The organism is Paraburkholderia sp. PAMB 6770 (assembly GCF_057748135.1).
Genome location: NZ_CM173239.1, coordinates 1,442,676 through 1,455,342 on the forward strand (window position 1 = coordinate 1,442,676; position 12,667 = coordinate 1,455,342).

13 protein-coding genes are annotated in these 12,667 nt (G+C 64.3%); 6 read left to right on the forward strand and 7 right to left on the reverse strand.

The window, feature by feature from the left end; genetic code table 11:
- Nucleotides 1-57: 57 nt before the first annotated feature.
- Entirely contained in the window at nucleotides 58-417 is a 360-nt protein-coding gene (locus AC3AP7_RS23795) for a type II toxin-antitoxin system HicB family antitoxin (RefSeq protein ID WP_487362769.1), read from the reverse strand.
- A 314-nt stretch (nucleotides 418-731) separates the two neighbouring features.
- Between AC3AP7_RS23795 and AC3AP7_RS23800 the strand changes: the two genes are divergently transcribed.
- A complete protein-coding gene (locus tag AC3AP7_RS23800; protein WP_475764163.1) occupies nucleotides 732-2,210 on the forward strand; it encodes an ISNCY family transposase in 1,479 nt (492 codons plus the stop codon).
- Between the two features lie 166 nt (nucleotides 2,211-2,376).
- Here AC3AP7_RS23800 and AC3AP7_RS23805 read toward each other — a convergent pair whose 3' ends face one another.
- Genes AC3AP7_RS23805 through AC3AP7_RS23815 form a run of 3 tightly spaced genes read right to left on the reverse strand, consistent with a single transcriptional unit; the run spans nucleotide 2,377 to nucleotide 6,271 of the window.
- Nucleotides 2,377-3,747 carry a c-type cytochrome gene (locus tag AC3AP7_RS23805; RefSeq protein ID WP_487362770.1) on the reverse strand — a complete coding sequence of 457 codons (1,371 nt, stop codon included), beginning with the start codon at nucleotides 3,745-3,747 and terminating at the stop codon, nucleotides 2,377-2,379.
- 10 nt (nucleotides 3,748-3,757) lie between these two features.
- Nucleotides 3,758-5,533 carry a GMC family oxidoreductase gene (locus AC3AP7_RS23810; RefSeq protein ID WP_487362771.1) on the reverse strand — a complete coding sequence of 592 codons (1,776 nt, stop codon included), beginning with the start codon at nucleotides 5,531-5,533 and terminating at the stop codon, nucleotides 3,758-3,760.
- A gap of 3 nt (nucleotides 5,534-5,536) precedes the next feature.
- Entirely contained in the window at nucleotides 5,537-6,271 is a 735-nt protein-coding gene (locus tag AC3AP7_RS23815) for a gluconate 2-dehydrogenase subunit 3 family protein (protein ID WP_487362772.1), read from the reverse strand.
- Between the two features lie 371 nt (nucleotides 6,272-6,642).
- On the opposite strand from AC3AP7_RS23815, the gene AC3AP7_RS23820 reads away from it, so the two are divergent.
- Nucleotides 6,643-7,179 (forward strand): sigma-70 family RNA polymerase sigma factor, encoded by a 537-nt coding sequence (locus AC3AP7_RS23820; protein WP_487362773.1) that lies wholly within the window; start codon nucleotides 6,643-6,645, stop codon nucleotides 7,177-7,179.
- Nucleotides 7,179-7,967: an anti-sigma factor family protein gene (locus AC3AP7_RS23825; protein WP_487362774.1), complete on the forward strand. Its 789-nt coding sequence runs from the start codon at nucleotides 7,179-7,181 to the stop codon at nucleotides 7,965-7,967. The genes AC3AP7_RS23820 and AC3AP7_RS23825 overlap by 1 nt, the downstream gene beginning before the upstream one ends.
- 126 nt (nucleotides 7,968-8,093) lie before the next feature.
- On the opposite strand, the gene AC3AP7_RS23830 is transcribed toward AC3AP7_RS23825, so the two are convergent.
- Nucleotides 8,094-8,387, reverse strand: coding sequence for a cupredoxin domain-containing protein (locus AC3AP7_RS23830; protein WP_487364993.1), 294 nt, complete (start codon nucleotides 8,385-8,387; stop codon nucleotides 8,094-8,096).
- Between AC3AP7_RS23830 and AC3AP7_RS23835 the strand changes: the two genes are divergently transcribed.
- Entirely contained in the window at nucleotides 8,293-8,496 is a 204-nt protein-coding gene (locus AC3AP7_RS23835) for a hypothetical protein (RefSeq protein WP_487365061.1), read from the forward strand. The genes AC3AP7_RS23830 and AC3AP7_RS23835 overlap by 95 nt on opposite strands.
- On the opposite strand, the gene AC3AP7_RS23840 is transcribed toward AC3AP7_RS23835, so the two are convergent.
- On the reverse strand, nucleotides 8,454-9,404 hold the full coding sequence (locus tag AC3AP7_RS23840; protein WP_487362775.1) for a metallophosphoesterase family protein: 951 nt from the start codon (nucleotides 9,402-9,404) through the stop codon (nucleotides 8,454-8,456). The genes AC3AP7_RS23835 and AC3AP7_RS23840 overlap by 43 nt on opposite strands.
- 643 nt (nucleotides 9,405-10,047) lie before the next feature.
- Here AC3AP7_RS23840 and AC3AP7_RS23845 point away from each other — a divergent pair.
- Together AC3AP7_RS23845 and AC3AP7_RS23850 are read left to right on the forward strand one after the other, a co-directional pair.
- Nucleotides 10,048-10,692 (forward strand): response regulator, encoded by a 645-nt coding sequence (locus AC3AP7_RS23845; protein ID WP_487362776.1) that lies wholly within the window; start codon nucleotides 10,048-10,050, stop codon nucleotides 10,690-10,692.
- A 250-nt stretch (nucleotides 10,693-10,942) separates the two neighbouring features.
- A complete protein-coding gene (locus AC3AP7_RS23850; protein WP_487362777.1) occupies nucleotides 10,943-12,442 on the forward strand; it encodes a sigma-70 family RNA polymerase sigma factor in 1,500 nt (499 codons plus the stop codon).
- A gap of 25 nt (nucleotides 12,443-12,467) precedes the next feature.
- Here the strand turns inward: AC3AP7_RS23850 and AC3AP7_RS23855 are convergent, their stop codons facing one another.
- Entirely contained in the window at nucleotides 12,468-12,662 is a 195-nt protein-coding gene (locus tag AC3AP7_RS23855; RefSeq protein WP_487362778.1) for a DUF2188 domain-containing protein, read from the reverse strand.
- Between the last annotated feature and the right edge of the window lie 5 nt (nucleotides 12,663-12,667).

Consider the following 12,667-nt stretch of genomic DNA (forward strand, 5'->3'; position numbering starts at 1 on the left):
GATATTCGCCGCCAGCCGCTACGCGAAGCAATCGCTCATCGGGCCTGAATGGCAGCGTCACGCATGCGCTGCGCGCTCAAGCACTTCGCGCGCGGCACGTCCCAATACTTCCTCCGACCACTGATTCACGCTCTCGCCGGAAGCGGCCGCCGCTATGCCGATCTGCGCGTGAATGTCCGGTGCGATGCGCAGCATCAGCTTCCCCGACGCAGGCTTTTGCGGCTTGCGGTTCTCACGCTTGCAATCCTCCAGATAGTGATCGACTGCCGCATGAAAATCGCGCGTGAGTTCGCCCACGGTCTCGCCGTGGAAGCTGATCTTGTCGTCGACGCCGAGCACGTGGCCGACGAAGATGCTGTCGCGCCCATCGAATTCGATACGGGCGAAATATCCCTTATAGGTCATGGCGTTGGTCATGGCTTGATCCCCAATTCGTTAAACCACTCGCCATGAAAGGAGAAGGCATGGTAAGCAATTTGCCGATAATTATTGCGAGAAGGCATTGGCGTTTCAGGGCCCCGGGTGCCGGTGGCGGAAAATCATCTGGCGGGTCAGGGAACATTGGCTCGGAGTGCCATTCCTTGATGCTTTTGCAATATTTGACATAAGATAAATTATCAACCGAAAATTTGTAGCGGCTAAGTTGTAATGTCCGCTTCTGGCTAAGTTCAGATGTCCGCTTTTTCGACGCGTAAGCTGTCCGGCTGCCGTTTCCGGCGCTGGAGGCTTCGATGGCTGCAACAGAGCGGATAACGATGACGATGCGCGAACTGGACCGGGTCAAGGTGATTCAGGGCGTGGCCGACGGGATGCTGAAGCCGTGGCGTGCGGCTGAGCGGCTTGGGCTGACGACGCGGCAGATCCGGCGACTGGTTGGCCGGTGGCGCGAGGACGGGCCACGCGGCCTGATCTCTGGCAAGTGCTCGAAGCCGAGCAATAACCGGCTGGATGCGGCGACGGCTGACCGGGCACTGGCGATCATCCGTGAGCGCTATGCGGATTTCGGGCCAACGCTGGCTTGCGAGAAGCTGGTCGAGTGCCATGGCATCCGGCTCGCGAAGGAAACGGTGCGGAGGCTGATGACGGATGCCGGTCTGTGGGTGCCGCGGCGACAGCGTCCACCGAAGGTGTACCAGCCGCGGGCACGCCGGGCGTGTCTGGGCGAGCTGATCCAGATCGATGGCAGTGAGCACGCGTGGTTCGAGCAGCGCGCACCACAATGCACGTTGCTGGTGTACGTGGATGACGCCACGAGCCGGCTGATGCATCTGCACTTCACGGCGAGCGAGTCGACGTTCAGCTATTTCGAGGCGACGCGTGCGTACATCGAACGTTACGGCAAGCCGGGGGCGTTCTACAGCGACAAGGCCAGTGTGTTTCGCAGCGCGTCCGCGGCCAGTACGGGGCGCAGCGTGACGCACTTCGGCCGGGCGATGTACGAGCTGAACATCGACACGTTCTGCGCGAACTCGAGTTCGGCCAAGGGGCGCGTGGAGCGCGCGCATCTGACGCTGCAGGACCGTCTGGTGAAGGAGTTAAGGCTGCGCGGCATCAGCACGTTGAGCGACGCCAATGCCTTTGCGCCCTCCTTCATGGCCGCGTACAACGCGCGCTTTGCAAAGCCACCGCGGAGCACCTTCGATGCACACCGTCCGCTGCGTGAGGATGAGGATCTCGATCTGCTGATGACGTGGCGCGAGACACGCCGTGTGACGAAGTCATTGACGGTGCAGTACGACCGCGTGCTGTACCTGCTGGATGACACGGTCGCCAATCGCCGGTTGATCCATCGGTATATCGACGTGTGGGAGTATCCGGACGGACGTATCGAGATTCGCGCAGATGGCTGCGTGCTGGTGTGCCGGCAATATGACCGGCTGGCGGAAATCGATCAGGGCGCCGTGATCGAGCACAAGCGGCTGGCGCATGTGCTGCAGGTCGCGCAGGCGGTACAGGCGCAGCGCGACAACCGGCGGGCATCGGACGCTCCGTCACGCACGAATCAGGGCCTTGAGGTGCGCAAACCGGGACGGCCGCCGGGGACAAAGAAGCAGCGCGAGTTCACGCAGGCCGATGTCGAACAGGTCGTCACGGCACTCGCGCAAAGCAGAACAGCACGTTCTTCCAAACCTGGCCGGCGGGCTGCGAGGAGCCGTGGACCTGACGTAAGCACCCTGCCCGTTCAGGCGCAATCCTTCGACACTGCGTGAGTTGAAGCGTCAGGAAACAGAGTTTTAACCCTTGCAAAAGCGGACATTTGAACTTGGCTGGAAAGCGGACATTTCAGAATGGCCTAGACAATTGAGCCGCTGTAATTTCTATGAAAGATCTGCACATGGGCAAGCGGCACCCCCGTGCCGAGCCGCCTGCGTTGCCTCAGTCCTCCACGCGCTCCCTCAAATAAAGCGCTGTTCTCACCGGCGGCGCGTCCGCTCCCACGCTTTTGCGAACCCTCGCGACATGTTCGGCGCTGACCGCGGACGCCCGGTTGCCCCAGCTGGCGCGCACGAACGTCAGTACGTCGGCGATATCGCGGTCCGTCAGACGGTCTGCGAAACCGGGCATGCCGTAGTGCGTCGGGCCGGCCTTGGTCCAGGGCATTTCACCGCCCGTCAGCACGATGTGGATCAGCGAAGTCGGGTCGTCGCTATTCACGGCCGAACTGAGCGCGAGCCTTGGAAACGTGCTCTCGTATCCGCTGCCGCTCGTACGGTGGCACGCCGCGCAGTTATCGACGAACGTCAGCGCGCCGTTGCTGCGGTCGGTCCCCTCGCGCAGCTTCCCTGTCGCGCGGCTATCCGCGCTCAATGCCGGGCCGTGCGGATCCACCGGTGAAAGTGTCTTCAGATACGCGGCAATCGCGCCAAGGTCCGCGTCGCTCATATGCTGCGTGCTATTTTCGACCACCTCTGCCATGGTCCCGAAAGCGGCGGAGTGCGTGGTGCGTCCGCTTTTCAGGAATGCGACGATCTCGTCCCCGGTCCATGTACCGAGACCGTCCTTCGGGTCGCCGCGCAAATTTTTCGCAAGATAGCCGTCAATCGCTCCACCCGAGAGGAAGACGCGGCCGTCGTCAGCAAGCGACTTTTCCTGCAAGCCGAGGCCGCGCGGCGTATGGCACGCGCCGCAGTGCCCCAGCCCCTCCACCAGATAACGTCCGCGCGCCACCGGATCGCCAGAGGCCGGAACATCGTCGGCGACAGCGTCGGGCGCGAACGCCATGCGCCAGAACCGCAGCGGCCAGCGCATCGAGAGCGGCCACGGAATGTCGGCCGGCTTGTTCGCCTGCGTGACGGGCTGCACGTCCTGCATGAAATAAGCGTACAACGCCTTCATATCCGCAGGCCGAACCTTCGCGTACGACGGATACGGCATCGCAGGGTACAGCGTCGCGCCGTCCTTCGCGATGCCGTGACGCACCGCACGGTCGAAATCCTCGTAGCTGTAGTGACCGATCCCTGTCTTCTTGTCCGGCGTGATGTTCGTCGAATAAATCGTGCCGACAGGCGATTCAATCCCCAGGCCGCCGGCGAACGGCCGGCCGCCCTTCGCCGTGTGGCACGCAATGCAGTCGCCGGCCGCCGCGAGGTAACGCCCTTTCTCGACCAGCTGCGCATCCGCACCCTCCGGACTCGTTGCGTGCGCAACCGGTGGCGCACCGCCACGCAGGTCGTCCGCGAATGCATATGCACACGCCGCGAACATCGTCACACACGCGGCAGCCCTCGCCATCTTGCCCGTTTTCATCGCGATCTCCTCAAGCCTGCACCAGCGGCGCCGGCTGCTTCAGGTACTGCTCGCGAATAGCGCGCGCCGAGTGATACGCGAGCGCCGCCACGACGCCGGTCGGGTTGTAGCCCATGTTCTGCGGAAACGCCGATGCCCCCATCACGAACACGTTGGGCACGTCCCAGCTTTGCAGATACTTGTTGACCACGCTCGTCTCGGGGGACGCCCCCATCACCGCGCCGCCCGTCGTGTGCGTCGACTGGTAGATGCGCGTGTCGTAACGCTGGCCTTTCTTGCGGATAGCCTTGAAATAGGCATCGGGTTTCATTGCTCGTGCCACCTCTTCCATGCGGTTGCCCATGTAGTCGAGCATCGAATATTCGTTGTCGTGCCAGTCGAAGGTCATGCGCAGCAGCGGCACACCGTGAGCGTCGCGGTAGGTCGGATCAAGGTCGAGGCAAGCGTCGCGATAAGGCATCACCGAGCCGGCAATGCCGATCGTCATGTAGCGCTGGTATGCATCGACCACGCCCGCCTTCCATTGGCTACCCCAGGCGGGCGTGCCCGGCACGGTCGGCGTCTGGTTGATCGGGCGGCCGCCAAGCCGGATATGCCGGATGCTCGCGCCGCCGACGAAGCCGAGCGGGCCATGATCGAACTGGTCGCCGTTCAGATCGTCGAGCCCCACCCCGCCCGCGCCCGTGCCGATAAACGGATTGAGCAGCGTACCCTTGGGCAGCAGCACGTTGACCGCACCGTTCATCTGATAGGCGTAGTTGCGGCCGACCACCCCCTTGCCTGTTTTCGGGTCGTAGGGCGTGCCGATGCCCGAGAGCAGCAGCAACCGCACGTTGTGCATCTGGAACGCAGCGACGATCACGAGGTCGGCAGGCTGCTCGACTTCGCGGCCCTGGGCGTCGATATAGGTGACCCCAGTCGCCCGCTTGCGGTCCGCATCGAGCAGCACTTTTGTCACGTAGGCATGCGTGCGCAGTTCGAAATTCGGCTTCTTCAGCAGCACCGGCAAGATCGTCGTTTGCGGCGAGGCCTTCGAATACATGTAGCATCCGAAGTCCTCGCAGAAGCCGCAAAAATTGCAGGGCCCGAGACGGACGCCATAAGGATTCGTGTAGGGCTGCGAACAGTTGGCCGCAGGGGCCGGGTACGGATGGAAGCCGGCCTCGCGTGCGGCCTTTTCGAAGAGCTGGGCACCGAGCGAATTTTTCAGCGCCGGCGTCGGATAGCCGCTCGTGCGCCGCCCTTCGAGCGGGTTGCCGCCGGCCTGAATCACGCCGTTCAGATTGCCTGCGGTGCCCGAGGTGCCGAACACTTTCTCGGCAAAATCGAAGTGCGGTTCGAGTTCGTCATAGGTGACGCCAAAGTCCTGCACCTGCATGCCTTCCGGAAAGAAGTGCTTGCCGTAGCGTTCTTCGTAGCGTGTGCGCAGTTGCAATTCTTCCGGCAGGATGCGGTAGTGCATGCCGTTCCAGTGAAACCCCGCCCCGCCGACGCCGTTGCCGAGCAGGAACGAACCGTTCTGGCGGTACGGTACCGCGAGGTCGTCCGGCCCATGGCGGACCGTCACGGTTTCCGCGGACAGATCCTGAAAGAGCGTGCCGCGCACGGCATATTTCAGTTCGTCGATGACCTTGGGATAGGCGGCATCGGTCGGCGTATCGCGCATCGCGCCGCGTTCGAGCGCGACCACGTCGAGGCCCGCGTCGGTCAGTTCCTGGCCGAGAATCGCACCCGTCCAGCCAAAACCCACAATGACGCAGTCAACCCTTTTCTTACGGATCGTCATGCCCTACCCCCGTTTTCCGTCAATCGATACCGGACCATACGGATACTTCACGCCAGGTCGATCGATCCAGTCGGCAAAATCCGCGCGTGCGCCCGGAAAACCCACCATCTTCCAGCCCGCCATGCCCTTGTTGCCGCCGTAAACGGGATCCGCGAAAAAGCCTTCCCGGGTGTTCTTCAACAGGAAGGCGAAAAAGGTCTGCGCGGGAACGGTGTCGAATGCGAGCTTGCCGTGCTCCATCTGCGTCAGCACGCGCTCCTGATCGGTGACGGCAAGCGCCGCGAACCCCTTGCCGCCGTATTGCTTCGCGCAATACGCGTCGCATGCGCCAATACCGTGGCGATAGATGTCGCGCGGCGCCAGATTCATCTGGAAGCCGAGTTCGGGCGGCTGGTCCGGATGAAAGGGACCCTGCATGTACCAGAGCTTGCCGTGCCCATAGGGCGTGTCCATCTGGCGATCGATGTATTCGGGCACGCCGGCCTGCAGCGCGCCCGGGCCGGTATCGTCTTCGGGGATCAGGCGGTCGACCGCGGCTTGCAGGAAGCGCCATTCGCCGTCGGTGAAATACGCGGGCCGGTAGGCCGTTGCCGCACGCGGATCGTCTGAAGCCGAGGGGGAGGATGTGCGGCTGCATCCCGACTGGGAGAGCGCGACGCCCGCTGTAACGGTCGTTGCGGGCACAACCACCAGCATCTGCCGCAAGAAGCGGCGACGTGGTTCCTGTTCGTTGGACATGGTTTTTATCGGTGTCTTTGAATGATTGGCGCGTCGTTTTTACGCGGTCTCGCAGACAACGGCAATCGGACCATTCCGAATGAGACGCATGCATGCCGGCTTTCCGGCGAGATTGAATCAATGCGCATTGCGTTGCTTGTGCACGGCAACATCGCATGCCGTCGGGCCGCCGCGTATCGACGCACCGGATGAAGCGCCGCGATCGCCCCGGCCTGTGACAGAATGACCGTTCACGCATGCACCGCAGCGGCACGCGTGAAAAAACCCCCTCTCACATGCACAAAGAAAACGTGTCACGGGAATAAAAGCCGCGCGCCGGCAGTTATCCGATGAATGCAGGCTGTTCGCGAACCCTGAAAACCAGACTGACGATGGCCGACCCTACTCCTGCCAGGCGGTTCGAGACGCTGGTGATGCCGCATATGCATTCGGCGTACAACGTCGCCCGATGGCTGACACGCAATGATCAGGATGCGCAGGACATCGTGCAGGACGCGTGTCTGAAGGCATTCCGCTTCATCGACCGGTTCCGCGGCGACGACGCGCGCGCGTGGCTGCTCAGCATCGTGCGCAACTCGTTTTACACGTGGTATCGCCAGAGGAAAGATCATCCGGTCGAGACGCGCGCGTTCGACGAGGACGATCATGCGCCGGAATTGAGCGATGAAGGAACAAGCAGTCCGGAGACGTTATTGATGCGCGATCAGGAGCGCCAGCGGCTTATCCATGCGCTGGGGCGCCTCAGCATCGAGCATCGCGAAGTCATCGTGTTGCGGGAGATCGAGGAACTGTCATACCGGGAAATCGCCGGCATTGTCGGCGTTCCCATCGGAACCGTGATGTCCCGGCTAGGACGCGGCCGTCAGCAGCTTGCCTGCATTCTCGCGAAGACAGGTCAGGAGGAGTGATGGACCACGAACAAGCATGCGGGATTCTGCCGGGGTACATCGATAACGAACTGACGTTGAGCGAGACCCTCGCGTTCGAGCGTCATCTGTCCGGATGCGAGCGGTGCCAGCAGGCGCTGCGCGCCCAGCAAGGCGTCAGCACGCGGTTGCGCGGCGCCGATCTGCGGTTCGACGCGCCTGCGTCCCTGCGCGAGCGGATCGACGCGGCCTGCCGCCCGCGCAAGAGCGCCGTCCGGCGTGTCGCGGACTGGCTGTCCGGGCGGACGGCCGGCGGACGCGCCGCGGCCTGGGCTCCGGCCGGCGCGCTGGCCGTCAGCGTGGCCGCGCTCGCATTGAGCGCGGGCCTCTATGTCGCCGCGCCGTCCGCGCAGACGCGCCTGAGCGAGGAACTCGTCGACAACCATGTCCGCTCGCTGCAGCTGAATCACCTCATCGACGTCGTCTCGACGGATCGCCACACCGTCAAACCGTGGTTCGACGGCAAGCTCGATTTCGCGCCCCCCGTGCTGGATCTCGCGCGGGACGGCTACCCGCTCGCCGGCGGACGTCTCGATTATGTGAACGGTCGCGCGGTTGCCGTGCTGGTTTATCACTACAAGCTTCATCTGATCAATCTGTACGTCTGGCCCGGCCACGACGCGGGCACCCATCCGCGCCTCCTGGTGCGCCAGGGATACCACCTCGCGCATTGGACGGACGGACACATGGACTACTGGGCCGTCACCGACGCGGGGGAAAGCGAGCTCACCGGATTCATCAAAAGCTGGCAGGCACACGCAAACGGGTAAGGGGTAAGCGGCCTCTTGCACCGGCGACGCAGCCGCTCTCGCCCGCGTTGCTAGCCGGCACGTTTGCACGCGGCGAGCAGGCGCCGTACCGCGCCGCCCTGCCCGCCGCCTCATCGCCTCATCGCCTCATCGCACGGTGATCGTGGCCTTCATGAACGGATGAATGCCGCAAAAGATCCGGTAAACGCCGGGTTTGTCGAACGTGTACCGGTACGTGTCGTTCTGATCGAGCGCCGGCGAATGGAACAGGCCGGCGTCGTTCACGACGCTGTGCGGCTCCGCGTCGAGGTTCTTCCACGTGACGGTGGTCCCGGCGCGGATGGTCGTGGACATCGGCGAAAACATGAAATTCCGGATCGCGACGACAGGCCCTTGCGGCGTCCCGGCCGAGGCGGGCGTGGAAGCCGCCGCGCATAGCAGACACAGCGTCGAGGCGGCGATGAGGCGAGAGAACGGGAATCGCTTCACGATGATCTCCCCGCGCGCCTATGCGATGGTCGAATCGGTCAGCGCCGCTTTGGCGGGATGATCCGCGAAGGCGACCGTCGTGACGCCGAGCATGGCCGGCAACCGGTCGCGTGCGACCGTGAGCGGCACCGGCCCCGGACCGTTGCCCGCAGTGGGCTGCGGAAACGCGGTCGAACGCGCGGTATGGAAGGTCATATTGCCTTCCACCTTCGTGACGATCTGGTGAATGTGCCCGTTCAGCACGGTGACCGAGCCGAAGCGCCGCAGATACTGCATGGCCTGCGGGGCGTCGCCGGTTCCCCAGCCCCACGGCGCGTAGATCGTCCACATCGGCATGTGCGAAAAGACCACCACCGGGGTGCTGGAGGATCGCGCGTTCAAGTCGCTCCGCAGCCACGCCAGTTGCTCGTCGCCGAAACTGCCGAGACCGTTCGGCTTGAAATGCATCACGTTGACGAGGGCGACAAAATGCACGCCTTCATGATCGAAGCTGTAATAACCCCTGTTCTGCGAGGCCTTGCCGAACCGGCTGAAGTACTCGGCACCGGAGCCGTCCGTCACGTCGTGCTCGCCGGGCACCGTATGCAGTTCCGTCACGCGCAGCCCCGCCAGCAATTGAGCCGCGAGATCGAACTGCTGCGGTTTCGACAGGTGCGTGATATCGCCCGTATGAATGGCGAGCGCGGGTTGAGCCGCCATGCCGTTCACAAGGCCAATGGCCTCTTTTAGCGTCGCCGTCACGTCCGGATTGGCGTCCTTGTCGAAACCGATGTGGGTATCGCTGATCTGCACGAACAGCGGCTTGCCGCCCGGCACGGCCGCCTGTCCGCCCGCCTGGGCAAGCGCGAGGCTGACAGGGGTCAAGACCCCGCCGGACAGCGTGAAGACGGTGCCGAGCCCGCCGAAGGCCATGCACTTCAGGGCGTCGCGGCGGGAACGGCTGGGCAGATGCGGTGAGCGTGACGACATGAAAACCTCCCGATCGGGTGGTGGCGGGACGGCCGGGGCGTCCCTGCAGTGACCGGCAATCTCTGCGGGAAAGACGCACGAGGGGGAGGATTTATTCCGTCAGCGCTGCAAGCGGCTCGGCCGCGAGGTCGAACGCACGCCGCGCACGCGCGCTTGCGTGATGTGCGTTGCGGGAGCGGCGGCATGCGAGGCATTGCGCAATACCAGCTTTTTACGAAGTCCATATGTCGCGGAATGGATTATTTTCTCTTCATTTCCGGGCGAATTTTAAAATGGACGCGTGTTCAACAAAACGCGTCCACCGATCCGGCCTGATGGAATCGCGGACATCGGCCGGAATGCGTTTTAGCGCGTTAACCACGCTTGAAGAGATAAACGTCCTGCACTATGTTGAACGACGACTAATAAAAGCGATCGCCGCGGGTATCCGCAATTGAATGCCCGGCTTGTGCCATTTTGATCGCATTGCATTCTTTCTGTAAGATACACAGTCACACACGGTAGCAGGCAACGCGCAGACGACGCGCTGAGCCGGATCCAGACAATACGGAGAATCGAGTCCCGAGGGGGCGTCATTCGTCAGGCGAATCAGGGAGAAACGGGTTGCCCTCTGCGCCTGAACTCCATGCTGATGGAGGTCAGCATGATCAACGTTGCCATTGCCGAAGCACACGAGGTCACCCGAGCGGGTATCCGGAGCCTGCTCAAGGGCGAACACGACATCAGGATCACCGGCGAATCGTCCGACGGTCCGGGCACGCTTGCGCTCGTGCAGTCGGTCCCGGCCGACGTGCTGACGCTCGGCCTGGGCATGCGCGGCCTGCACGGCAGCGAACTGATCGCGCAGATCCGGTGCCAGCGCCCCGCCCCTCGCATCGTCGTCGTGACGCGGCTGTCGAACGAGAGCGACGCGACGCGCTGTTTCAGGGCCGGCGCGTCCGGGTTCGTCATCAAGTCCAGTCCGGCCCGCGAGTTGCTCGTCGCGATCCGTCGCGTTGCCGCGGGCGGCGTTTACGTGAACCTGACAATGGCGGACGATCCGGCCCGATGCATCGACGCAGACGTGGCGCGTCTGCCGCACCAGCGCCTCACGAACGCGGAATTTCACGTGCCGGTGAGAATCGCAGGCGGTCAGTCGACCACCGAAATCGCGACCACATTGGGGATCGACCGCCGGACGGTCGGCACGCATCGCACGCACATCCTGCAGAAAATGGATCTTTCGAGCGATGCCGAGTTGATGCGTTACGCGATCGATCACAAGCTCGTGTCGGAAGACGGCGCCTGAGCCCCCACGTCACGGCGTGTGAACGACATTTCACATCAGACGAATCCGCTTCGGACCCCTGATATTTAGCACGCTGTTACCGCGTGCACCTCGCAATGGTGCGGGAATCGGCGGTGTTGAAATTTCACGTGCGGCGCGCATATGGGTAGGGCGAGAACCGCGTGTCCGGTGCCGGCTCGCCTGAGTGACACCTGCCGGAAACCGGGTGGTTTGCGCCACCCATTGGACCTGCGGGATAGCCGCGCTCACCATGATCACAAAGAACCGTGCCCGGGGCCTCGCGAGGCCTGGGCGCAATCGCCACGCGCCGCTCGAACCGTTCGCGGAACCACGCGACGTGCAGGCGCCCGACAGGGACGCCGTGACGCCGGAGGAAGCGGCACTCGCCGACACGCTCGACCTCGAAACGGCGTGCGCGCCGCTCGCGGAACACGGTTTCGACGAACCGGACGCTTCGCGCGATACCGGCGCGCTGGCGGCGCTCGCCGATACCGAAGCCGCCGCGGCCGCCGAAGCCGCGGACGCCGTCGACGAAGACGAAGACGAACCCGGAGCCGATCTTCCCGCCGGGCATGCGCCGGCATCGATCGATCCGCTTGCGCTGTTCACGCGCCGCATGCATGCGGTGGCGCTGCTGACACCCGACGAGGAGCGCTCGATCGCCCAGGCGATCGAGGCGGGGCGCGGCGACGTGATCGATGCCATCGCCGCCTGCCCGGAGATCGTCGCGCTGGCGCTCGCCGATACGGCCGCCACACTGACGGCGGCCGCCCGCGCTCGCCTGCAGCGTCTCGCCGCCGCGCGGCCGGCCGCGCCCGCACGCGCGAGTCGCGGTGACCGCGGTGACCGCGGTGGCCGCGACACCCGCGCGGCCATCGTCGCCGGACTGGCGGACGCCGGCTGGGAATCGCCGCTGGTTGTGCGCGCACGCACATTGATGCGCGAGCGCGCCGCACAAAACGAACGCGCGCGCGGGTCCGACGCGTCCTTGCGCGCATTCGCCGACGGCGAGACACGCATTGCGCACGCGACGACGCGGATGGTCGAAGCCAATCTGCGCCTCGTGATGTCGAATGCGACACGCTACCTGAACCGCGGCATGGAGTTGCCCGATCTCCTGCAGGAAGGCTGCATCGGGCTCATGCGCGCGACCGAAAAATTCGATTACCACCGGGGCTTCCGGTTTTCGACGTATGCGACCTGGTGGATTCGTCAGGCGATCCGCCGCGCGATCATCGACCGGGCGCGGATGATCCGGCTGCCCGTGCACGTCGCCGACGAGCGCGCCCGCGTCGGCCGCTCCATCGAACGGATCCGGCGCTGCACGGCGCATCGGCCGACGATCGCGCAGATAGAAAGCGAACTGGGTCTACCGCGGGCGCGCCTGCGCGCGCTGCTCGAACTGCCCGGCGACGTCGAATCGCTCGACACGCCGCTCGGCGACGACGAGACCGCGCGGCGCGACCTGATCGAGGATACGTCGGCACGCACGCCGTTCGTCAACCTTGCGAACGCGCGCATGCGCACCCTCGTCGAAGGCGCGCTCACGCGGATGCCGGGCATCGAAGCGAGCGTCTTGCGGCTGCGCTTCGGGTTCGGCTCCGACGAACCGCAGACGTACGAGCGCATCGCCGCGCAACTCGGCGTGTCCCGCGAAAAGGTCCGCCACATCGAACGCGCCGCGATCGCGGCCTTGCGCGAAAGCGAAGCGGTGTGCCGCGCGCGAGAACTGCTCGACAGCAGCGCATAAGCGATACCCGAGCGCCCGCCACCGCTCAGGCCGGCCACCCGTCGCGCCCGTCGCGCCGCCGGTCGGCCCAGCGTCGTGCCTGCGCGATCGCAATGCGAATCGCGCGGCCCTCCGGCATGCCCTGTTCCAGCAGCGCATTGGCCATGTCGATGGCTTTCTCGCGTACCCACGGCTCCATGTTGCGCATCGACGCCGGATAACGCCCGCTTGTCCACGGCATTGCGT

Excerpts from the sequence above, each read along its gene's own strand:
- AC3AP7_RS23820 (WP_487362773.1), top strand. The coding sequence starts at position 6,643 with ATGGCCGACCCTACTCCTGCCAGGCGGTTCGAGACGCTGGTGATGCCG.
- AC3AP7_RS23840 (WP_487362775.1), bottom strand. The coding sequence starts at position 9,404 with ATGTCGTCACGCTCACCGCATCTGCCCAGCCGTTCCCGCCGCGACGCC.
- AC3AP7_RS23800 (WP_475764163.1), top strand. The coding sequence starts at position 732 with ATGGCTGCAACAGAGCGGATAACGATGACGATGCGCGAACTGGACCGG.
- AC3AP7_RS23825 (WP_487362774.1), top strand. The coding sequence starts at position 7,179 with ATGGACCACGAACAAGCATGCGGGATTCTGCCGGGGTACATCGATAAC.
- AC3AP7_RS23850 (WP_487362777.1), top strand. The coding sequence starts at position 10,943 with ATGATCACAAAGAACCGTGCCCGGGGCCTCGCGAGGCCTGGGCGCAAT.
- AC3AP7_RS23805 (WP_487362770.1), bottom strand. The coding sequence starts at position 3,747 with ATGAAAACGGGCAAGATGGCGAGGGCTGCCGCGTGTGTGACGATGTTC.
- AC3AP7_RS23810 (WP_487362771.1), bottom strand. The coding sequence starts at position 5,533 with ATGACGATCCGTAAGAAAAGGGTTGACTGCGTCATTGTGGGTTTTGGC.
- AC3AP7_RS23795 (WP_487362769.1), bottom strand. The coding sequence starts at position 417 with ATGACCAACGCCATGACCTATAAGGGATATTTCGCCCGTATCGAATTC.
- AC3AP7_RS23855 (WP_487362778.1), bottom strand. The coding sequence starts at position 12,662 with ATGCCGTGGACAAGCGGGCGTTATCCGGCGTCGATGCGCAACATGGAG.
- AC3AP7_RS23815 (WP_487362772.1), bottom strand. The coding sequence starts at position 6,271 with ATGTCCAACGAACAGGAACCACGTCGCCGCTTCTTGCGGCAGATGCTG.
- AC3AP7_RS23845 (WP_487362776.1), top strand. The coding sequence starts at position 10,048 with ATGATCAACGTTGCCATTGCCGAAGCACACGAGGTCACCCGAGCGGGT.